18 protein-coding genes are annotated in these 21,804 nt (G+C 71.1%); 13 read left to right on the forward strand and 5 right to left on the reverse strand.

Annotation, left to right across the window (positions count from 1 at the left end; translation table 11 throughout):
- Positions 1–62: 62 nt before the first annotated feature.
- Positions 63–2,882 carry a leucine--tRNA ligase gene (gene leuS, locus ACYVIP_RS09575; RefSeq protein WP_460394271.1) on the reverse strand — a complete coding sequence of 940 codons (2,820 nt, stop codon included), beginning with the start codon at positions 2,880–2,882 and terminating at the stop codon, positions 63–65.
- 175 nt (positions 2,883–3,057) lie between these two features.
- Here leuS and ACYVIP_RS09580 point away from each other — a divergent pair, with 175 nt between their 5' ends.
- Positions 3,058–3,483: an SdpI family protein gene (locus ACYVIP_RS09580; RefSeq protein ID WP_460394273.1), complete on the forward strand. Its 426-nt coding sequence runs from the start codon at positions 3,058–3,060 to the stop codon at positions 3,481–3,483.
- Here ACYVIP_RS09580 and ACYVIP_RS09585 read toward each other — a convergent pair.
- The gene (locus tag ACYVIP_RS09585; protein WP_460394275.1) at positions 3,445–4,047 is read right to left on the reverse strand and encodes a YqgE/AlgH family protein; all 603 of its coding nucleotides are present in this window, start codon (positions 4,045–4,047) and stop codon (positions 3,445–3,447) included. The genes ACYVIP_RS09580 and ACYVIP_RS09585 overlap by 39 nt on opposite strands.
- A gap of 270 nt (positions 4,048–4,317) precedes the next feature.
- Here ACYVIP_RS09585 and ACYVIP_RS09590 point away from each other — a divergent pair, with 270 nt between their 5' ends.
- Positions 4,318–5,679, forward strand: coding sequence for an MFS transporter (locus ACYVIP_RS09590; RefSeq protein WP_460394277.1), 1,362 nt, complete (start codon positions 4,318–4,320; stop codon positions 5,677–5,679).
- Here ACYVIP_RS09590 and ACYVIP_RS09595 read toward each other — a convergent pair.
- A complete protein-coding gene (locus ACYVIP_RS09595) occupies positions 5,615–7,105 on the reverse strand; it encodes a CCA tRNA nucleotidyltransferase (RefSeq protein ID WP_460394279.1) in 1,491 nt (496 codons plus the stop codon). The genes ACYVIP_RS09590 and ACYVIP_RS09595 overlap by 65 nt on opposite strands.
- A gap of 46 nt (positions 7,106–7,151) precedes the next feature.
- Here ACYVIP_RS09595 and ACYVIP_RS09600 point away from each other — a divergent pair, with 46 nt between their 5' ends.
- From ACYVIP_RS09600 to ACYVIP_RS09640, 9 genes are all read left to right on the forward strand, one after another.
- The gene (locus tag ACYVIP_RS09600; RefSeq protein ID WP_460394281.1) at positions 7,152–7,715 is read left to right on the forward strand and encodes an NUDIX hydrolase; all 564 of its coding nucleotides are present in this window, start codon (positions 7,152–7,154) and stop codon (positions 7,713–7,715) included.
- Positions 7,716–7,721: 6 nt separating this feature from the next.
- Entirely contained in the window at positions 7,722–9,899 is a 2,178-nt protein-coding gene (locus ACYVIP_RS09605) for a DUF6049 family protein (protein ID WP_460394283.1), read from the forward strand.
- On the forward strand, positions 9,880–11,517 hold the full coding sequence (gene murJ, locus ACYVIP_RS09610; RefSeq protein WP_460394284.1) for a murein biosynthesis integral membrane protein MurJ: 1,638 nt from the start codon (positions 9,880–9,882) through the stop codon (positions 11,515–11,517). The genes ACYVIP_RS09605 and murJ overlap by 20 nt, the downstream gene beginning before the upstream one ends.
- Before the next feature lie 124 nt (positions 11,518–11,641).
- Positions 11,642–13,198, forward strand: a complete 1,557-nt coding sequence (locus ACYVIP_RS09615) for a protein kinase family protein (protein WP_460394286.1) — start codon at positions 11,642–11,644, stop codon at positions 13,196–13,198.
- A gap of 69 nt (positions 13,199–13,267) precedes the next feature.
- Entirely contained in the window at positions 13,268–13,894 is a 627-nt protein-coding gene (sigM, locus tag ACYVIP_RS09620) for an RNA polymerase sigma factor SigM (protein ID WP_460394288.1), read from the forward strand.
- On the forward strand, positions 13,891–14,682 hold the full coding sequence (locus ACYVIP_RS09625; RefSeq protein ID WP_460394290.1) for a hypothetical protein: 792 nt from the start codon (positions 13,891–13,893) through the stop codon (positions 14,680–14,682). The genes sigM and ACYVIP_RS09625 overlap by 4 nt, the downstream gene beginning before the upstream one ends.
- Positions 14,683–14,847: 165 nt before the next feature.
- Positions 14,848–15,849 (forward strand): thioredoxin-disulfide reductase, encoded by a 1,002-nt coding sequence (trxB, locus tag ACYVIP_RS09630; RefSeq protein ID WP_460394292.1) that lies wholly within the window; start codon positions 14,848–14,850, stop codon positions 15,847–15,849.
- Between the two features lie 10 nt (positions 15,850–15,859).
- Complete coding sequence (gene trxA / locus ACYVIP_RS09635; RefSeq protein WP_460394294.1) at positions 15,860–16,186, forward strand: thioredoxin; 327 nt, start codon at positions 15,860–15,862, stop codon at positions 16,184–16,186.
- Between the two features lie 171 nt (positions 16,187–16,357).
- A complete protein-coding gene (locus ACYVIP_RS09640) occupies positions 16,358–17,506 on the forward strand; it encodes an N-acetylmuramoyl-L-alanine amidase (RefSeq protein WP_460394552.1) in 1,149 nt (382 codons plus the stop codon).
- Positions 17,507–17,558: 52 nt separating this feature from the next.
- Here the strand turns inward: ACYVIP_RS09640 and ACYVIP_RS09645 are convergent, their stop codons facing one another.
- Positions 17,559–18,203 (reverse strand): GNAT family N-acetyltransferase, encoded by a 645-nt coding sequence (locus ACYVIP_RS09645; RefSeq protein WP_460394296.1) that lies wholly within the window; start codon positions 18,201–18,203, stop codon positions 17,559–17,561.
- 268 nt (positions 18,204–18,471) lie between these two features.
- Between ACYVIP_RS09645 and ACYVIP_RS09650 the strand changes: the two genes are divergently transcribed.
- Positions 18,472–19,734 carry an aminotransferase-like domain-containing protein gene (locus ACYVIP_RS09650; RefSeq protein ID WP_460394554.1) on the forward strand — a complete coding sequence of 421 codons (1,263 nt, stop codon included), beginning with the start codon at positions 18,472–18,474 and terminating at the stop codon, positions 19,732–19,734.
- A 47-nt stretch (positions 19,735–19,781) separates the two neighbouring features.
- Positions 19,782–20,756 (forward strand): D-alanine--D-alanine ligase family protein, encoded by a 975-nt coding sequence (locus ACYVIP_RS09655; protein WP_460394298.1) that lies wholly within the window; start codon positions 19,782–19,784, stop codon positions 20,754–20,756.
- A gap of 54 nt (positions 20,757–20,810) precedes the next feature.
- Here ACYVIP_RS09655 and ACYVIP_RS09660 read toward each other — a convergent pair whose 3' ends face one another.
- Positions 20,811–21,803: a ParB/RepB/Spo0J family partition protein gene (locus ACYVIP_RS09660; RefSeq protein ID WP_460394300.1), complete on the reverse strand. Its 993-nt coding sequence runs from the start codon at positions 21,801–21,803 to the stop codon at positions 20,811–20,813.
- Position 21,804: the final 1 nt, after the last annotated feature.

Raw genomic sequence — 21,804 nt, forward strand, 5'->3', positions numbered from 1 at the left:
GCCGCCGGCACCGGTCGCGTAGCCCCCCGAGCGATCGGTGCCGGCGGCGCGGTCCTGAGCGGTTACAGGACCACGTTCACCAGGCGCCCCGGCACCACGATCACCTTGCGCGGCTCGCCGGTGAGCAGGGCGGCGATCTTCTCCTCGGTCAGCGCGGCGGCGCGCACGTCGTCCTGGGTGGCCGAGGCCGGGACGGTCACCCGGGAGCGGACCTTGCCGTTGACCTGGATCGGGTACTCGACGGTGTCCTCGACCAGGTACCGCTCGTCGGCCACCGGGAACGGGCCGTGGGCCAGCGACGCGTCGTGGCCAAGCGCGGACCACAGCTCCTCGGCGATGTGCGGGCACAGCGGCGCGGTCAGCTGCACCATCGGCTCGAGCACCGCGCGCGGCACCGGCCGGCCGGCGTAGGCCTTGGTCACGTGGTTGTTCAGCTCGATCAGCTTGGCGCCCGCGGTGTTGAAGCGCATCGCCGCGTAGTCGGCGTGCACGCCGTCGATCGTCCGGTGCAGTGCCCGCAGCGTCTCCTCGTCCGGCGCCGCCTCGTCGAAGCGGACCCGGCCGGACGACTCGTCGAAGACGTTGCGCCACAGGCGCTGCAGGAACCGCTGCGCGCCGATGACGTCCTTGGTCGCCCAGGGGCGGGAGACCTCCATCGGACCCATGGACATCTCGTAGAACCGGAAGGTGTCCGCGCCGTACCGCTCGCACATCTCGTCCGGGGTGACGACGTTCTTCAGGCTCTTGCCCATCTTGCCGTACTCCTGGTTGACCTCCTGGCCGTTCCAGAAGAACTTGCCGTCCACTTCGGACACTTCCTCGGCCGGTACGTGCACCCCGCGCGCGTCGGTGTAGGCGTAGGCCTGGATGTAGCCCTGGTTGAACAGCCTGCGGTAGGGCTCCCAGCCCGAAACGTGGCCAAGGTCGTAGAGCACCTTCTGCCAGAACCGCGAGTACAGCAGGTGCAGCACCGCGTGCTCGATGCCGCCGATGTACAGGTCGACCCCGCCGGGATCGCCCGGCCCGTGCAGCTCCGGCCGGGGGCCCAGCCAGTACTTCTCGTTCTCCGGCTCGCAGAAGTGCTCGGTGTCCGTCGGGTCGACATAGCGCAGCTGGTACCAGCACGAGCCCGCCCACTGCGGCATGACGTTCGCGTCCCGGCGGTAGGTCCTGGGCCCGTCACCGAGATCCAGCTCGACCTCGATCCAGTCCTTCGCCCTGGCCAGCGGGGGCGACGGCTCGGAGTCCGCGTCGTCGGGGTCGAAGGTGGTCGGCGAGTAGTCGTCGACCTCCGGCAGCTCGACCGGCAGCATGCTGTCGGGCAGCGCGACCGGCAGCCCGTCCTCGTCGTAGACGATCGGGAACGGCTCGCCCCAGTACCGCTGGCGGGCGAACAGCCAGTCGCGCAGCTTGTACTGCAGCTTGCCCTCGCCGTGGTCGTGCTTCTCCAGCCACTCGATGATCGCCTTCTTGGCGTCGGCGACCCCCATGCCGTCCAGGAACCCCGAGTTGATCGCCGCGCCCTCGCCGGTGAACGCCTCGCCGTCGAAGCCGTCGGTCGGCGCGACGGTGCGCACGATCGGCAGCCCGTACACCGTCGCGAAGTCCCAGTCGCGCTGGTCCTGGCCGGGCACCGCCATGATCGCGCCGGTGCCGTAGCCCATCAGCACGTAGTCGGCGATGAACACCGGGATCTGTTCCCCGGTGGCCGGGTTGTCGGCGAACGTGCCGACGAACACGCCGGTCTTGTCCTTGTTCTCCTGCCGGTCCAGCTCCGACTTCAGCGCGGCCGCGCGCCGGTAGTCGGCGATCGCCTCGGCCGGGGTGGCGGCCCCGCCGGTCCACGCCGGCGCCACCTCCGCCGGCCACGCGGCGGCCGCGATCCGGTCGACCAGCGGGTGTTCGGGCGCCAGCACCAGGTAGGTCGCGCCGAACATGGTGTCCGGGCGGGTGGTGAAGACCTCGATCCGCTCGCCGTCGGCGGCCGGGAACCGGATGTGCGCGCCGGCCGAGCGGCCGATCCAGTTCCGCTGCATGGTCTTGACCTTCTCCGGCCAGTCCAGGTCGTCCAGGTCGTCCAGCAGGCGGTCGGCGTAGGCGGTGATCCGCATCATCCACTGGCGCAGGTTCTTGCGGAACACCGGGAAGTTGCCCCGGTCGCTGCGACCGTCCGGGGTGACCTCCTCGTTGGCCACCACGGTGCCAAGGCCGGGACACCAGTTGACCGGCGCCTCGGACTGGTACACCAGCCGGAAGGAGTCGATCACCGTCGCCCGCTGGGCGGCGGACAGCTCCGCCCACGCGCGCCCGTCCGGCGTGGCACGCGTGCCATCGGCGAACTCCGCCGCCAGCTCGGCGATCGGCCGGGCCTTGTTCACCCGGTCGTCGAACCAGGCGTTGTAGATCTGCAGGAAGATCCACTGCGTCCAGCGGTAGTAGGTCAGGTCGGTGGTGGCGATCCGGCGACGCTCGTCGTGACCGAGGCCAAGGCGGCGGATCTGGCTCAGGTACCGCTGGATGTTGTCCTCGGTGGTCTTGCGCGGATGCTGGCCGGTCTGCACCGCGTACTGCTCGGCCGGCAGGCCGAACGCGTCGAACCCCATGGTGTGCAGGACGTTGCGCCCGGTCATCCGGTGGTACCTGGCGAACACGTCGGTGCCGATGAACCCCAGCGGGTGCCCGACGTGCAGGCCGACCCCGGACGGGTAGGGGAACATGTCCTGCACGAACAGCTTGTCCTCGGGCACCTCCCCGGCCAGCGGACCGACCGGGTTCGGCGCGTGGAACGTGCCGTGCTCCTCCCAGTGCTGCTGCCAGCGCGACTCGATCGAGTTGGCCACCTCGGCCGTGTACCGGTGGGCCGGTGTGGACTCGTCACTCATCGGGGGGTCCTTCCATGGGCGCGCTCTGGGACATAACAAAACCCCTCCGCCACAGAGGCATGAGGGGTTCGCCGCGCCGACCGATGGTCAGCGCGGCCAAGTAAGGAGCAGGCGCCCGATGCTCATAGCACCAGGATAGCGCGGGCGCCAATACGGTTTCACCTACCATCGACGCGTGCATCTTCTCTCGCTCGTGCCGTTGGTCGTCGGGCTGGTCATCGCCGTCGTGGGGGTTCTCGGGGCGGCGCGACGCCTGCCGCGCAACCGGTTCGGCGGGGTGCGGACCCCGGCCACCATGCGCACCGACCAGACCTTCGTGGTCGCCAACCAGGTCGCCGGGCCGCCGATCGCGGTCGCCGGAGCCGTCGGCGTGCTCAGCGGGCTCGTCGGGCTGCTCGGCGCCAACCTGGTCGTGGCCGGCATCGGTTTCGTGGGGCTGGTCGGCATCGCGGTCGCCGGCGGCATCCTCGGCCACCGGGCCGCCGAGGCCGTGCCGGAGGAGCCGCCCGCGCTGCCGGCCGGCTGCGCTGGTTGCGCGTGCGGTGGCTGTGAACTCACGAAGTCAGTTGGTGCGAACGTCACCCGGGTGGGTGGCCAGTAGCGCCAGCGGCATCCCCTGGCGACGCAGCACCCGGCCCCACAGGTCCTGGTCGGGCGAGGCGACCACGTCGCTTGGCAGCGCGGGCACCACGATCCAGTCGCCGCGCTCGATCTCGCCCGCGACCTGGCCGACGTCCCAGCCGGCGTAGCCGGCGAACACCCGCAGGCCGCGGAACTTGGGCACCAGCACCTCCGGGTCGGCGTCCAGGTCGACCAGGGCCACCGGACCGCGTACGCCGATCAGGCCCTTGACGCCGTTGGCCTCCTCGCCGGTACGCATCGAGGCCAGGCACAACGCGGTCTTCTGGTCGACCGGGCCGCCGACGAACACCGAGCCGGGGTTGGTCACGTGCGGACCCCAGCTGGGCAGCACGTCGTCGACCGGGATCTCACTCGGACGGTTCAACACCACACCGAGCGTGCCCTCGCCCCGGTGGTCGATCACGAACACCACGGTGCGGCGAAAGTTGGCATCAGTCAGGCTGGGGGCCGCCACGAGCAGCGTTCCCGGCTCCACGGCTGCGTCGGGGGCTGCATCGGAAGGCTCGGATCGCACGAGCGACATGATCCCACCCGTCCAGTGGGAATCCAGCAGCCGTATGGCTCTTAAGGAACAATGGACCGTGCCGGCTCGTTGTAGCCGGTGGCTGGAGCGCCACTGTGTCCCCCGGGCTCAACCAAGAACAGCCTTTGTGGAATACCAGTTCGGCTGGAGCCGCATCGCGCCAACCGCCGTGAGGCGACCTGGCGTTCCCGCCACGAACGGCGTGCTCCTCGGGCAACCGAGGCGCACGCCGTTCGGACTTCCGCCGGCCTCGTCGTAGGCTCGGTGGTCGTGAGCACCACCGTCCCGGTCGACGCGAGTGACAACTCGGAGTCGGCCCATCACCTCCGGATCGGGCCGCGCAGGCTGCTCGGCTTCGCCGGGTTCCGCAGGCTGCTGGCCTCCCGGTTCAGCTCGCAGTGGGGTGACGGGCTGTTCCAGGGCGGGCTGCTCGGGGCGGTCGTGTTCAACCCGGAACGCGCGGTCACCCCCGCGGAGATCGTCGCCGGGTTCGCCGTGCTGCTCCTGCCCTACTCGATCGTCGGACCGTTCGCCGGCGCGCTGCTCGACCGCTGGGACCGGCGCCGGGTGCTGGTCGCGGCCAACCTGGTGCGGGGCGCGCTGGTGCTGGTCACCGCCGGTTGTGTGGCCGCTGGGGTGGCCGGGGTGCCGTTGCTGATGCTCGCGCTGGTCGTCATGGGGATCAGCCGGTTCATCGGCGCCGGTCTGTCCGCCTCGCTGCCGCACGTGGTGCCGGTGCGCAACCTCGTCGAGGCCAACGCGCTCGCGGTCACCATCGGCGCCATCGTCTCGGTCATCGGCGCCGGGTGCGCCTTCGGGCTGCGGTCGGTGCTCGGCGAGGACGACGCCGGCTCCGGGCTCACCACGGCGGTCGCCGTGCTCGGCTCGCTGCTGGCCGCCACGATGGCCGCGCGGTTCGTCCGCGGCGCGCTTGGCCCGGACTCGGTCGACGAGCCGTCCACGGCGGTGGCCGCGGTGGCCAACGGGCTGTTCGACGGCGCCAGGGTCGCGCTGCGCACCCCGAGCGTGGCCGCCGGGTTCTGCGCGCTGCTCGCGCACCGGGTGTCCTTCAGCATCTCGCTGCTGCTGACCGTGCTGCTGATGCGCTTCAGCTTCGAGGACTTCGGGCCGATCTCGGCCGGGGAGCCTGGTCTTGGCATGGTGCTCGGCTTCGGCGCGGTCGGCATCTTCGTCGCCGGCGTGACCACCGCCCGGCTGGTCACCGCGCTCGGCCGCAAACGCACCGTGCTGCTGTCCCTCGGGCTCGCCGCGGTGGCCCAGCTCGGCCTCGGGCTGCCGATGGTGCTGCCGACCGCGCTGGTGGCCGCGTTCCTCATCGCCTACGCGGGCCAGGTGGTCAAGCTGTGCGTGGACGCCGCCGTCCAGCGCGACATCGGCGACGAGGCCAGGGGCCGGGTGTTCGCGCTCTACGACATGCTGTTCAACATCACCCAGGTGATCGCGGTCAGTGTGGCCGCGGCGATCATCCCGGCCAACGGCGAGTCGGTCGTGCTGATCGTCGCGGCGACCGTGGTCTACCTGATCGGGATGGCCGGCTTCGAGCTGGTCACCCGTCGTCACCAGGGCGCGGGTCAGCAGGAGCCGAGTCCGCAGCCCCGGCCGACGGCGTGATGCCCTGCTCGGCGGCCCACCTGCGCAGCTCGGCGACCGCGTCGTCGTGGTCCAGCGGCCCGCGATCCAGCCGCAGCTCCTTGAGGAACCGCCACGCCTTGCCGACCTGCGGCCCCGGCGGCAGGTCCAGCAGCCGCATGATCTCGTTGCCGTCCAGGTCCGGGCGCACCCTGGCCAGGTCCTCCTCGGCCGCGATCCGGCCGATCCGCTCCTCGAGGCTGTCGTAGGTGCGCTGCAGCGCGGCCGCCTTGCGCCGGTTGCGGGTGGTGCAGTCGGCCCGCACCAGCTTGTGCAGCCGGGCCAGCAGCGGGCCGGCGTCGGTCACGTAGCGCCGCACCGCCGAGTCGGTCCACTCGCCCTTGCCGTAGCCGTGGAACCGCAGGTGCAGGTACACCAGCGCGGCGACCTCCTCGATCACGTCCTTCGCGTACCGCAACGCCCGCAAACGCTTGCGCACCATCTTGGCGCCGACCACCTCGTGGTGGTGGAAGCTCACCCCGCCGCCATCGAGGTGCCGGCGGGTGGCCGGCTTGCCGACGTCGTGCAGCAGCGCGGCCAGCCGCAGCACCAGGTCCGGCTCGGTGTCCGGCTCCTCGAGGTCGATCGCCTGATCGAGCACCACGAGCGAGTGCTGGTAGACGTCCTTGTGCTGGTGGTGCTCGTCGATCTCCAACCGCATCGCCGGCACCTCGGGCAACACGTGCGCGGCCAGGCCGGTGTCCACCAGCAGCTCGATGCCCCGGCGCGGGTGGCGCCCGCACAGCAGCTTGGACAGCTCGACCTGGACCCGCTCCGCGGTGATCCTGGTGAGTTCGTCGTGCATCTGGTTCATCGCCTCCACCACCCGCCTGGCGGGGACGAACCCGAGCTGGCTGACGAACCTGGCCGCGCGCATCATCCGCAGCGGGTCGTCGGCGAAGGACTCCTGAGGGGTCGCCGGGGTGTCCAGCCGCCGCGCGGCCAGCGCGGCCCGCCCGTCGAAGGGGTCGACGAGGGTCCGCGCCGCCGGGTCGGCGGTCAGGTGGATGGCCATGGCGTTGACCGTGAAGTCCCGGCGCAACAGGTCGTCGGTGATCGAGTCGCCGAAGCGCACCTCGGGATTGCGGCTGTGCCGGTCGTAGGTGTCCGCGCGGAACGTGGTGATCTCCACGTCCGTGCCGCGCCGCCGGGCGCCGATCGTGCCGAACGCGATGCCGGTGTCCCAGATGGCGTCCGCCCAGCCCGTGACGATCCGCCGCACCTGCTCGGGGCGGGCGTCGGTGGCGAAGTCGAGATCACCGGCCGGCCGGCCGAGCAACGCGTCGCGCACGCTGCCGCCGACCAGGTACAGCGAATGCCCGGCCGCGGCGAACCGCGCCGCGAGCTCGTCGGCCACCGGGAAGCGCGGACTTTCGAGCACGGCATCGAGTTGGGTCAGGTTGGACACGGGGAACGAGCGTATCCGCACGCGGTACCGCACTACGATCGCGTGCATGCCCTCGACGTCCGGCCGGCCCCGGGGCGCCCGCTCCGGGCGCCGCGGGCGTCGCCGTGGGCGCCGGATGACCGCCGTCGACGAGACCTCCGCCGGCGGCGTCGTGATCAACGTCGACCGGGGCCGGGTGGTGCTGATCGGCCGCCTCGACCGGCGCGGCCGGCTGCTGTGGTCACTGCCGAAAGGGCACATCGAGGAGGGGGAGACCCCGGAGCAGACCGCGGTACGGGAGGTGCGCGAGGAGACCGGCATCCTTGGCGAGATAATTCGCCCGCTCGGCACCATCGACTACTGGTTCGTCGCCGACCGCCGCCGGATCCACAAGACCGTGCACCACTACCTCATGGAGGAGCGCGGCGGCGAGCTGTCCGACGACGACGTCGAGGTGACCGAGGTCGCCTGGGTCCCCCTCGACGAGTTGGAGGAGCGGCTTGCCTACGCCGATGAGCGTCGCCTGGTGTCACGCGCGCTCGAGTTGCTCAAGGTGCGTCCGGCCGACGCCTCCGGTGAACTGTCCGGTGACCTCGGCACCGACCTCTCTGCCAGGGCGGACGGGAGCTGATCCGGCGTGACCAGGTGGAAGCGTGCCTGCGGGCTGGCCGCGGTGGCGTTACTCGCGCTCGGCCCGGCCATGCCGGCCGCGGCGGACTCGATCGGCGCGCCGGTGGCCCTCGGAGGTGGCGGCCGGGAGCTGCTGCGGCTCGAGGTCGACACCATGTCCCCCCGGCTGGTCACCGCCGACACCAAACAGGTGACGGTCACCGGGCGGATCACCAACGTCGGCGACCGCACGGTGGACCGGATCGACGCGAAGCTGCAACGCGGCGAGCCGGTGGGCACCGACGCCGAACTGCGCGACCTGGCCGCCCGCCCGACCGACACCGCCGACTCGCCGTTCGTCGAGGTCAGTGACTCGCTCCAACCGGGGGAGTCGGTCGACCTGGCGATCAGGGCCACGCTGCGCGGCTCGCCGGACTCGCTCGACGTGACCGAACCCGGCGTCTACCCGCTGCTGGTCAACATCAACGGTGAGCCGGACTTCGGCGGCCAGGCACGGCTCGCGGCCGTGTCGATCCCGCTGCCGGTCCTCGAGGTTCCCGGTCGCACGCCGGTGCGGCCCAAGGCCGACCCGCCGTCGATGTCCATCATCTGGCCGATCATGGACACCCAGCCCCGCCGGCTGCCGATCACCCGCGAGGACGGCCGGCCGGTGCTCGACGACGACGAGCTCGCCAGCTCGCTGTCCGCGGACGGGCGGCTGTTCGGCCTGGTCAACTCCGTCTCCACGGCCTCGTCGACCAACGGCACCCTGCTGACCTCGCTGTGCTTCGCGATCGACCCCGACCTGCTGGCGACCGTGTCCGCCATGGCCGACGGCTACTACGTGCGCGAGGACACCCGGCTGGTGCCCGGCCAGGGCGCGCAGGCCGCCCGCGACTGGCTGACCAGGGTGACCGAGCTGACCAGGGGCCGGTGTGTGCTCGCGGTGCCCTTCGCGGACGCCGACCTGGTGGCACTGTCCCGCTCGGGCGCGGTCGACCTGGCCAACATCGCACTCGCCAGCTCGTCGCTGGTGGCCAACCTGCTCGCCCCGGTCCAGCCGGTGCCGGGCCTGTTCTGGCCGGCCGGCGGCTCGTTCGACAAGCGCACGGTGGTCGACCTGGCCGCGCTCGGCCCGACGACCGTGATCGCCGACCCGGTGCACCTGCAGCAGGTCACCGGCACCTCGCCGTACACGGTCACCGGCACCCAGACGGCCAACCCGGTCCGGGCGCTGGCCACCGATCCGGTGCTGTCCAGCTCACTGAACGTCGCGCCGGTCGGCTCCGGCGGGGACACCTCGCTGCAACGTGGGCTGGCCACGCTGGCCTTCCGCACGCTGTTCGACCGGAACGCGGGCGAGCACCTGCTCGTCGCCCCGCCGCGCCGCTGGGCCGCGCCGGCCAGCGAGCTGGTCGGCTACCTCAACCTCGCCCAGCAGCTGTTCGACGACGGGTTCGCGGTGCCGCGCTCGCTGCAGGCCGACGTCTCGGCGCCCAGCCAGGGCACCTCGGCCGGGCTGGCCTACACCCCGAGGGACAGCGCGCGGGAAATCCCGGCGTCGGTGAGCGCCGAGGTCGCCCGGCTCAACACCACCAAGCGCGACCTGCTGGCCGCCATGGGCGACGACAACACCAGCGACATCGACCCGAACGCCGTGCTCGCGCCGATGCAGGACGGCCTGCTGCGGGCCACCTCGACCGCGTTGCGCGGCAACGTCCGGTCGGCCAACGCCGCGGTCGAGGAGGTCCGCGAGCAGCTCGACGCGCTGTGCGCCGCGGTCAAGGTGACCAACCCGGAACGGCCGCTGCAACTCGCCTCCGGGGACAGCCCCATCCCGGTCAGCGTGCACAACGCGCTGCCGGTCAGCATCGCCGTCCGGGTCCGCATCCACGCCCCGCCCGGCCTGGTCACCGAGCCGATCCAGGACCTGCGGATCCCGCCGCACCACACGGTCAACGCCTACGTCCCGGCCGACGTGACCAGGGCCGGCCGGTTCAAGGTCGACGCGTCGCTGTCCACCCCCGGCGGCACCACCCTCGGCGAGGACACCCAGCTGGAGCTGAGCTCCACCTCCTACGGCGTCATCACGATCGCGATCACCGGCACGGCGGGCGGAGTGCTGGTAGTTCTGGTTGCGTTCCGGATCTTCCGCAGGGTGCGCAGGGCGAAGGGTGGCACGGCTGATGGCACGGTCGATGGCTGAACCGACGCGCCGTGCCGCGCCGCCATCGCTCGCCAAGGCCAGCGGCTCGATGGCGATCGCCACGCTGGTCAGCCGGATCACCGGCTTCGCGTGGAAGGTCATGCTCGCCTGGGCGGCCGGCCTCGGCGTGGTCAACGACTCGTTCACGGTGGCCAACACGCTGCCCAACATCGTCTACGAGCTGCTGCTCGGCGGCGTGCTGGCCAGCATCGTGGTGCCGCTGCTGGTGCGCGCCCAGGACGACCACGACGGCGGCCTGGCGTACACCCAACGCCTGATCACCATGTCGATGGCCATGCTGGCGGTCAGCACGGTCGTCGCGGTGGCACTGGCCCCGCTGTTCACCCGGCTCTACATGGACGGCTCGACCGGCGAGGCCAACCCGGCGCTGGCGACCGCGTTCGCCTACCTGCTGTTGCCGGAGATCCTGTTCTACGGCCTGTTCGCCATCCTGTCGGCGATCCTGCAGGCCAAGCACGTGTTCGGGCCGCCGGCCTGGGCGCCGGTGATGAACAACCTGATCGTCATGGTGACCATCGGGGTGTACGCGGTCATGCCAGGTGAGATCTCGCTCAACCCGGTGCGCATGGGTGACGCGAAGCTGCTCACCCTCGGCGTCGGGGTCACCCTCGGCATCGCCGTGCAGGCGGTGGTGCTGGTGCCCGCGCTGCGCCGGATCGGGTTCCGCTTCCGCTGGAACTGGGGCCTGGACTCGCGGTTGCGCGAGTTCGGCGGCCTGGCGCTGTGGACCGTCGGCTACGTGGCGATCAGCCAGGTGGGGATGGTGTTCTCCACCCGGGTGCTGACCGCGGGCGCGTCCGGCGGGGCGGCCATCTACGCCAACGCCTGGCTGTTGTTCCAGCTGCCATACGGCGTGATCGGGGTGTCGCTGCTGACCGCGATCATGCCCCGGCTCAGCCGCTCGGCCGCCGACGGCGACACCGCCAAGCTGGTCGGCGACCTGTCACTGGGCAGCAGGCTGTCCACGGTGATGCTGGTGCCGATCTCGGCGATCCTCACCATCACCGGCTCGGCCATCGGCGTCGCACTGTTCGGCTACGGCGACGCCGCGGTCACCGACGCCCAGCGGCTCGGCGACGCGCTGGCGTTCTCCGCGTTCGGCATCCTCCCGTACGCGCTGGTGATGTTGCAGCTGCGCGTGTTCTACGCGATGAAGGACGCGCGCACGCCCACGCTGATCATGATCGTGATGACCGTGGTGAAGATCCCACTGCTGTACATGTGCCGCGACCAGCTGCGGCCGGACGACGTGGTGATCGGGGTGCTGCTGGTCAACTCGCTGACCTTCGTGGTCGGCGCGGTGCTCGGCCAGATGTGGCTGTGGGTGCGGCTCGGCCGGCTGCAGAGCATGCGGGTGGTGCGGGTGATCGTGCAGTCGGTGACCGCCGGGATCGCCGGCGCCCTGGTCGCTTTCGGCGTCGGGCTGCTGATCGACCTCGCGCTCGGCTCGGCGGGGCCGACGCTCGTGGCGTGGGTGAAGGTCGTGGTGCTGTCGGTGGTCACCGGAGTCGTCACCTTCGGCCTACTCGCCGTGTTCAAGGTGCCCGAACTCGAGCCGGCGAGGCAACGAATCACCCGACTGGTACGTCGAGGGTAGAGAAGAACAACCAGTAGAACCCCGGCCGTTCACGTAGGCTCATTCCAATCGGCCGAACACGTCAGATGACCGTGTCTCAGATGACCGTGTCCACCTCGCTGGGGCTGGGAGCGGGGAGAGTGCAGTGACCACGAGGCGAACCGAATCCCTGACGGGTCAACTTTCCCCCGGCGGCAGCGCCGGGGAGCACTTCCTGCTGCCCGGAGCCGTTATCGGCGACGGTCGCTACCGGCTGCTCGCCCAGTTCGGGGTCGACGAGCGGGCCGGCGCGCACCTGTGGCGCGCCCGCGACAACCAGCTGCGCCGCGACGTCGCGCTGACCGTGCTGGTCGGCCAGTCCAGCGACGTCGACCGGGCCCAGGACGCCCGGCGCACGCTGGAGCGGGCCGCGCACGCCGCCCGGTTCAACCACCCCGGCATGGCCAGGGTGCTCGACGTGCTCACCCTCGGCAACGGGGTCAGCGCGGGCGAGGGATTACTCGGCATCGTGGTCGCCGACTGGTCGGCCGGCACCGACCTGGTCGACCTGGTCGCCGAGCACCCGCTGCCGGCGGCCAACGCCGCGCGCCTGCTCGAGCCGCTGGCCGCCGCGGTCGAGCGCGCGCACGTCGCCGGGCTGGTGCTCGGGGTGGACCATCCGCAGCGGATCCGGGTCACCCCGGACGGCGTGCTGCGGCTGGCCTTCCCCGGCCCGCTGCCCGACGCGGTGCCGCGCGACGACGTCAAGGGCCTCGGCGCCATCCTCTACCTGCTGCTCACCGGCCGTTGGGCGCTGCCGGGCGGCCCGACTGCCCTGCCGAGCGCGCCGATCGCGCCGAACGGGGCGATCGTGCCGCCGGAGGCGCTGCACAACCACGTGCCGCACGAGCTGTCCGCAGTGGCCATGCGCAGCCTGGAGGACACCTCGATCGGCGGTATCCGCACCAGCGCCACGCTGCTGACGGTGCTCGACCAGGCGGCCGAGTCCGCCGAGCAGACCGAGTTCATGCGCCCGGCGGTGCCGGGTACCGAGGACGACGACGGCCCGGTCTGGACCACCCGGCCGCCGGTCCGGGACAAGGCCCGCAGGCGCAAGCTCGCCGTCGGGGTCACCGTGCTGGCCATCGCCACGGTCGGCGTGCTCGCCTGGGTCGGCATGACGCTGATCGACTTCTTCGGCGACGAGGGCGGCTCCGACCAGGTGGTGATCAGCGCGACCCCACCGACCGAGGAGCAGCAGAAGGAGACCCCGCCACCGGCCCCGCAGCCGGTCGGGCCGCTCAAGCCGGCCGAGGTGTCGGAGTTCAACCCGGTCGGCGGTGAGGACGACCCGGAGGACGCGGGCAACGTGACCGACGGCGACCCGGAGACGATGTGGGAGACCGACAAGTACCAGCAGCAACTCCCGGTGCTCAAGCCCGGCCTCGGGGTCATGTCCTCGTTCGCCGAGGCGGTCAAGTTCGCCAAGGTCACCGTCGACTCGCCGAGCCCCGGCACGTTCGTGGAGATCCGCGCCGCGTCCTCGCCGACCGCCGGGATCGACGAGACCACGCTCATCACCAAGGGCGAGTTGCAGGACGGGCGCACCGAGTTCGAGCTGCCGGCCATGGAGCCGACCCAGTACGTGCTCGTGTGGATCACCAAGCTGGGTGAGGGAAACCAGTCCTCGATCGGCGAGGTGGAGTTCATCCGCGCCGAGTGAGCCCGGCGCGACAGGGTGGCGGTGCACACACCTCGGAGCGGCAACTCGGCGACCGATATCCTCTTCCGCGTGACCACCGCCGCCAGCTCGGACGCCGACCTCATCGCGGCGCATGCCGCCGGTGACCCGCGTGCCTTCGCTGAGTTGGTCCGCCGCCACCGGGACCGCATGTGGGCCGTCGCCCTGCGCACACTCCGAGATCCGGAGGAGGCCTCCGACGCGTTGCAGGAGGCGTTCATCTCCGCGTTCCGGGCCGCCGCGTCCTTCCGCGCCGAGTCGCAGGTGACCACCTGGCTACACCGGATCGTGGTGAACGCCTGCCTTGACCGGGTCCGTCGCCGCCAGTCGAGGCCGACCGTGCCGCTGCCGGAGGCCGGCCCCGGCGAGCCGGTCGCCCCGCGCGACTCGATGTCGGAGCGGGAGACCAGGCTGGTCGTGCAGAACGCGCTCAGCCAGCTCTCCGAGGACCAGCGGGTGCCGATCGTGCTGGTGGACGTCGAGGGCTACTCGGTGGCCGAGACCGCCAAGATGCTGGGGATCGCCGAGGGCACCGTGAAGAGCCGGTGCGCCCGTGGGCGCGCCAAACTGGCCAAAGTTCTCGGTCATCTTCGGAACCCCGATGCAGATGCGAACGTCCCAGATGGCGCAGTTGAACAGCGAGGAGTGCCGGCAAGGCGCCGCGGGGAGGGACGATGACAGACAACGTCAGGGGCTCGCTCGGGCCACCGTGGTCTGTCGACCTGCTGGCCGATCTGCACGCCGGCGTGCTCGACATCACCGAATCCGAACGGCTGTGGCCGCAGGTCAACGCCGATGCCGAGGCCAGGGCCATCATCGAGGCCCTCGACTCGGTCAAGGGCGATCTCGGCGGGCTGAGTACGGCGCCGGTGGAGCCGATGCCGGCCCAGTTCGCCGCCAGGCTCGACGCGGCCATGGCCGCCGAGGCACAGGCGAAGTGGCCGAGGTCAGCGGCCCCGGTCGCGACCGCCGCGCCACCGACAGCGCCACCGACAGCGCCACCCACCGCACCGGTCATCGACCTGGCCGCCGCCCGCAAGCGGCGCAACCGGATGGCCGGCTGGGGTGCCGGGGTGCTGACCGCGGCCGCCGCCGCGGCGGCGATCGCCTTCGTCGCCATGCCAGGCGACTCCACCGGCGGCACGCCGAGCGCTCAGGACAACACCACGCAGACCGAGGACGCGGCACCGCCGCTCGCCCTGTCCAGCGACAACCTGAACTCGGCGATCCCCATGCTCAACGGCAAGGACGACTTCGGCGCGTTGACGGACGAGCAGGGCCTGCGGGGCTGTCTCGACCAGAACGACATCACCGCGGCCGACATCGTCGGCGTCAGCCCGGTGACCCTCGACGGCCAGGACGGCGTCGCGGCGTTGTTCGGCGCGGGCCAGCAGGCAGGCCAGTTCCGGCTGGTCGTGCTCACCGCGGACTGCGAGCCACTCGCGAACTCCCTCCTGCCGAACTGATCGAACTGACCGCCAAAGGCCGCGTGGACGTCGGATGGACGCCGTCCACGCGGCCTTTGGCGTGCTAGCGGCGTGCTAGCGATCACCCGAGTGGGACGGAACAACGGGCCCCTACGATCGTGTTGAGCACAGTGCGACCCCAATCGCACCGAATCCGGAGGTCTGATGCCCGCCACCGAATCCGCGCCGGTCCGCGACGTGATCATCGTCGGCTCCGGACCAGCCGGCTACACAGCCGCTGTCTACGCCGCGCGCGCCCAGCTCGAACCGCTGGTGTTCGAGGGAACGACCTACGGTGGCGCGCTGATGACGACCACCGAGGTGGAGAACTACCCCGGCTTCCGCGACGGCATCATGGGCCCGGACCTCATGGAGCAGATGCGCGCCCAGGCCGACCGGTTCGGCGCCGAGATCAGGACCGAGGACGTCGAGCAGATCGACCTCGCCGGCCCGGTCAAGTACGTCACCGCGAACGGCGTGCGCTACGCCGGCCGGACGGTCGTACTCGCCATGGGGGCCGCCGCGCGCTACCTGCACGTGCCGGGCGAGCAGACCCTGCTCGGGCACGGCGTGTCCGCGTGTGCGACCTGTGACGGGTTCTTCTTCCGCGACCAGGACATCGCCGTGGTCGGCGGGGGCGACTCCGCGATGGAGGAGGCCACCTTCCTCACCAAGTTCGCCAGGTCGGTCACGATCATCCACCGCCGCCAGGAGTTCCGCGCCTCGCGGATCATGCTGGAGCGGGCCAAGGCCAACGAGAAGATCCGCTGGCAGCTGGACTCCGAGGTGCTCGAGGTACTCGGCGACGGCTCGGTCGGCGGCGTGCGCCTGCGCGACACGGTGACCGGCGAGGAGTCGACGCTGCCGGTCACCGGCCTGTTCATGGCCATCGGGCACGACCCGCGCAGCGCGCTGGTCAAGGGCCAGGTGGCCACCGACGACGAGGGCTACGTGCTGACCAGGGCGCAGTCCAGCTACACCGACGTCGACGGCGTGTTCGCCGCCGGCGACCTGGTCGACCGGACCTACCGGCAGGCGATCACCGCCGCCGGTTCCGGCTGCTCGGCGGCGATCGACGCCGAGCGCTGGCTCGCCGAGCACGGAGAGTCCAAGGCCCACGAGGCCCCGGAGCTTGTCGGCGGCGGCTATGCCCCGACGAAGAACTGAAGGAGAGAACATGGCCGGGAATACTGTCGTCGTGACCGACAGCTCGTTCGCCACCGACGTGCTCGGCAGCGACAAGCTGGTGCTGGTGGACTTCTGGGCGACCTGGTGCGGTCCGTGCCGGATGGTCGCGCCGGTTCTCGAGGAGATCGCGGGCGAGCACGACGAGATCACCATCGCCAAGCTGGACGTGGACGCCAACCCGACGGTGGCCCGCGACTACCAGGTGCTGTCCATCCCCACGCTGATCCTGTTCAAGGGCGGCGAGCCGGTCAAGCAGATCGTCGGCGCGAAGCCGAAGGCGGCGCTGCTCGCTGACCTCGCCGACTACCTGGACTGATCGAGCGCACGACCGCGCCGTCGGGGTGTCCGCGGTCACTGGACATATCCACTATGTGACCCTCCGCGCCGGACTCAGGTAGGCAGGGCACAATGGTTGCGCAGTTGTCCTGCTGCTGTGGACAACATTCGCACCGGCTCGATGCCGGTGCCCGACCTGAGCGAGGGGTGCATGCGGGTACTGCGCCGCGGTGATGCTGGGCCGGCCGTTGCCGAGGCGCGCGAGGCACTCGCCGGGCTCGGTCTGCTGCCGACCAACCCGCCGCCCGGCGGCTCGGTCGAGATGTTCGACGAGCTGATCGAGCACGCGGTTCGTACGTTCCAGCAGCAGCGGGGCCTGATCACCGACGGGGTGATCGGGCAGGCGACCTATCGCGCGATGCGCGACGCCACCTACCAGCTCGGTGCCCGCCCGCTGGCCTTCCTGGTCTCCGCCCCGGTCTCCGGCGACGACGTGCTGGCCCTGCAGGAGCGCCTGCTGGAGCTCGGCTACGACGCCGGCCGGCCCAACGGGGTGTTCGCCGCCCAGACCGAGGGCGCGCTGCGCAACTTCCAGCGCGACTACGGCCTGACCGTGGACGGCATCTGCGGGGCGGAGACGGTGCGCGCGCTGCGCCAGCTCTCCCCGAGGGCACGAGGCGGCTCACCGGTGCTGCTGCGCGAGCAGGAGCGGGTGCGCAAGGCCGGGCCCCGGCTGCGCGGCAAGCGGATCGTCGTCGACCCCGGCCACGGTGGCGAGGAAGGCGGCGTGTCGGTCGCCGGCGTCCGCGAGTCCGACCTGATGTGGGACCTGGCCCGCCGGCTCGAGGGCAGGATGGTCGCCACCGGCATGCAGGCGTTGCTGTCCCGCGGCCGCGACCAGTGCCCGACCGACGCCGACCGCGCCCAGTTCGCCAACGAGGTCGGCGCGGACCTGTTCCTGTCGCTGCACGCCGACGCCAACGCCTCCCCGCTGGCCCAGGGGGTGGCGAGCTTCCACTTCGGCACCACCGGCGGCAACTCCTCCACCATCGGCGAGACGCTGGCGGGGTTCGTGCAGCGGGAGCTGGTGGTGCGGACCGGGCTGCGGGACTGCCGCAGCCACCCCAAGACCTGGGACCCGCTGCGGCTGACTCGCTGCCCCGCGGTCCGCATCGAGATCGGCTACCTGACCAACGCCGAGGACCGCGGCCGGCTGTCCGACCCGTCGTTCCGGGACGTGGTGGCCGAGGGCATCCTGGTCGCGGTCAAGCGGCTCTACCTGCTCGGCGAGAACGACCAGCCGACCGGCACGTTCACCTTCGCCGACGTCCTGCGCCACGAGCTGGCCAAGGCCGAGTAGCACGGAGTTGTCCACAGGCTGGGGGTACCAGCTGTGGACAACTACCTGTTGGCTACCTGTCGGCGCTGTGCAGCGCCGGGCTGGGGTTCGCCGTGGTGACCGTAACGGTGCCCAGGAGCTTCTCCAGGGCCGCCTCGACGTCTTCCTTCCACCCGAGTGCCGAGCGCAGTTCCAGGCGCAGACGGGGCCAACGAGGGTGCTGCCTGACGGTCTTGAAGCCGACGGACAGGAAGAAGTCGGCCGGGAGCACGCAGGAGGCGTTCTCCTCGTCGGGCATGGCGTCGCCGAAGGCCTCGACGGCCTTCACCCCACGCCGGGTGAGGTCCTTGGCCACGGCCTGGATGAGCATCCGGCCCAGCCCGCCGCCGCGGAACTCCGGCAGCACGTGGAACCCGGTGAGCAGGACCGCGTCCGGGCTCGGTGGCGAGGTGGGGAAGGCGGCCGCGCGCGGCACGGCGGTCGGCGGCGCGTAGAGCGCGAACCCGACCGGGTGCTTGTCGCTGTACACGATGCGCCCGCAGGAACCCCACTCGAGCAGCACGCTGGAGACCCAGGCCTCCTTCTCCAGATCCGCGGTGCCGAACTCCTCGGCCTGTTCCCGCAGATGGGGGGCGACCTCCCAGAACACGCACCGTCGAGAGTGCTTGGGAAGATCCTCGAGGTTGTCCAGCGTGACGCCGATGACGCGTCGCGACACCTGACCTCCCCCTGCCGTGTTGCGCGTATCCGCCCGCCAGGATAAGCCCCCGGAGGCGCCGGCGGAAACCACGCGGTGCCGATAACCGCCGTGGTTACACTCGATCGATCTACCCTGCCCCATCCGCGATGGAGCCCGCATTGACCAAGGTAGGACCGCCGGAACGCACCGGCCAACGCACCGGCCAACGCACCGGCCAACGCACCGGCCAACGCAGTGGNGTGGCCAACGTACTGGCCAACGTACTGGCCGCAGCCTCGACCCACACCTGAGTCGGTATGCCGCCCGCGCGGCCGGCATGACCGCCTCGGAGGTCAGGGCGCTGTTCGCGGTGGCCAGCAGGCCGGAGGTGGTCTCGCTGGCCGGTGGCATGCCCAACCTCACCGCACTCCCGCTGGACTCACTGGCCGCCGAGGTGGCCGGGCTGATCAGCGCCGAGGGCCTGGTCGCGCTGCAGTACGGGTCCGCGCACGGGCTGCCTGAGCTGCGCGACCAGATCTGCGAGGTCATGGCGCTGGAGGAGATCCGCGCCCACCCCGACGACGTGGTGGTGACCGTCGGCTCCCAGATGGCGCTGGACATGGTGACCAGGATCTTCTGTGATCCTGGTGACGTGGTGCTCGCCGAGGGCCCGTCCTACGTCGGCGCGCTCGGCACCTTCGCCGCCTACCAGGCCGACGTGGTGCACGTGGCCATGGACGCCGACGGGCTGGTGCCGGCGGCGCTGCGGGAGGCGCTGGCCGCGGTCCGGGCGGCCGGTCGTCGGGTCAAGTTCCTGTACACGATCCCGAACTTCCACAACCCGGCCGGTGTGACGCTGAGCGTGTCCCGGCGCGCGGAGATCCTGGAGATCTGCGCGGCCAACGGGGTGCTGGTGGTCGAGGACAACCCGTACGGGCTACTCGGCTTCGACGGGCAGACCTATCCGGCGCTGCGGTCGATGGACCAGGACAACGTGGTCTACCTCGGCTCGTTCTCCAAGACCTTCGCCGCCGGGCTGCGGGTCGGCTGGGTGCTCGCGCCGCACGCGGTGCGGGAGAAGCTGATGCTCGCCGCGGAGGCGGCCACACTGTGCCCGCCGACGCTCAACCAGATGATCGTCTCCCGGTACCTGGCCACCCACGACTGGCAGGGCCAGGTCAAGTCCTTCCAGCAGGCCTACCGGGAGCGCCGGGACGCGATGATCTCCGGGCTGGCGCAGTACCTGCCGGCCGGGTGCACGTGGACCGTGCCGGCGGGCGGGTTCTTCGTGTGGGTGACCGTGCCCGATGGCGTGGACACCAAGGCGATGCTGCCCAGGGCGGTCACCGCGCGGGTGGCCTACGTCTCCGGCACCGGGTTCTACGCCGACGGTCTCGGCAGCCGGCAGATGCGGCTGTCGTTCTGCTACCCGACTCCGGAGCGCATCACCGAGGGCGTGCGTCGGCTCGCGGCCGTGCTGGCCGACGAGCTGGAGCTCGCGCGGACCTTCGGCCCGATAAACGGACGGACCGGCTCCGGCCCGCAGGTGCCCGCGCCGGACACCGCGTAGCTTCCTTGCCGATCAACGAAAAGTCCTGGGTGTTGGAGGAGTGTCTCGTGTCCGATCGGTGTGTCGTGGTGTTGTCCGGTGGCCTGTCCCACGAGCGCGACGTGTCGTTGCGTTCCGGCCGCCGGCTCTCCGCCGCGCTGCGGTCGGCCGACGTCACCGTCGAGGAGTGGGACGCCGACTCGTCGCTGCTGTCCCGGCTGCGGGAGCACCGCCCGGACGCGGTGGTGATCGCCCTGCACGGCGCGGAGGGTGAGGGTGGCGCGATCCAGACGGTGCTGGAGATGCTCGAACTGCCCTATGTCGGCGGCGACTCGCACGCGTGCCGGCGAGCGTGGGACAAGCCGACCGCGAAGACCGAACTGGCCAGGGCGGGGCTGGCGACGCCGGACTGGGTGGTGTTGCCGCACAGCACCTTCCGCGAACTCGGCGCGCGCCCGGTGTTGGACGCGATGGTCGACCGGCTCGGGCTGCCGATGATGCTCAAACCGGAGCAGGGCGGTTCGGCGCTCGGCGCACAGGTGGTGCGTGCGGCGGCCGAGTTGCCGGCGGCCATGGTCGGTTGTCTCGCCTACGGCGAGACGGTGTTGGCCGAGCGGTTCGTCGAGGGCGTCGAGGTCGCGGTCACGGTGATCGACGGGCCGGCCGGGCCGGCGACGTTGCCGGCGGTGGAGATCGATCCGTCGTCGGGGGTGTACGACTACACCGCCCGCTACACCGCCGGGCTGACGAACTTCCACACACCGGCGCGGCTCGACGACCGGGCCGCGGCGGCGGTGGCGGAGTTGGCCGTGTCCGCGCACCGACTCCTCGGACTGCGGGACGTGTCCCGCACCGACGCGATCGTCGCCGGCGACGGGACCGTCTACTTCCTCGAGGTGAACTCCTCGCCCGGACTGACCGAGACCTCACTGTTGCCGATGGCGGCGGAGGCCGGCGGGCGGTCGCTCGGCGAGATCTACACGGGGTTGATCGAGCGCGCGGTGGCCCGCGCGAACCCGATCCTCACCCAACACATTTCGTAGCAGATCGAGCACTCATCGTCATCGTCACCGTGACGTAAGTACCTGGGGTGATCCCTAATCGGATTTCAATGTCCGATTTGCCCCATTTTTGGACATCAACTCGACGATTCGCTCAAGATCGTCGACGGAGCCGAACTCGACCACGATCTTGCCCTTGCGTTGGCCGAGTTCGACCTTCACCCGGGTGTCGAACGTGTTGGAGAGCCGGTCCGCGACGTCCTGCAGACCCGGCGCCTGCATCGGCTTGCGTGGCGCGGCCTTCGGCTTGGCCGGCGCCTGGTTCTTGAGCAGGGTGACCGCCTCTTCGGTGGCCCGCACCGAGAGACCCTCCGCCACGATCTTGGTCGCGAGGTCCTCCTGCATGCCGGCATCGTCCAGGCCGAGCAGCGCGCGGGCGTGCCCGGAGGACAGCACGCCCGCGGCGACGCGGCGCTGCACGGGCAGCGGGAGCTTCAGCAGCCGGATCGTGTTCGTGATGGCCGGCCGGCTGCGCCCGATCCGGGACGCCAGCTCGTCATGGGTCACCGCGAACTCGTCGAGCAGCTGTTGGTAGGCCGCCGCCTCTTCGAGCGGGTTGAGCTGAACCCGGTGGATGTTCTCCAACAGCGCGTCGCGCAGCATCGCATCGTCGGCCGTCTGCCGGACGATGGCCGGGATCGTGGCCATCTCCGCGCGCTGGGCGGCCCGTAGCCGGCGCTCGCCCATGACGAGCTCGTACTTGCCGCCGCCGAGCTCACGCACGACGATCGGCTGCATGAGGCCGAACTCGCGAATCGAGTGCTCGAGCTCGTTCAGCGCGTCCTCGTCGAAGACCTGCCGAGGCTGCTTCGGGTTCGCCTGGATCGCATCGGTCGAGAGTTCACGGTAAACAGCCCCGGCCACCGTGCCGGACGGCGCGGGTGGTGCGGGTGGCACCGGTGACGCGCCGCCGGTGGCCGGTCGGGCGGGCGGCTTCGGTAGCTTCACCGCGCCATCGGTGTCGCCAGCCGGTCCCTGTGGAATCAATGCGGCGAGGCCGCGACCCAGCCCACCCTTACGTTCAACCATG

Source organism: Actinophytocola sediminis, from assembly GCF_054779715.1.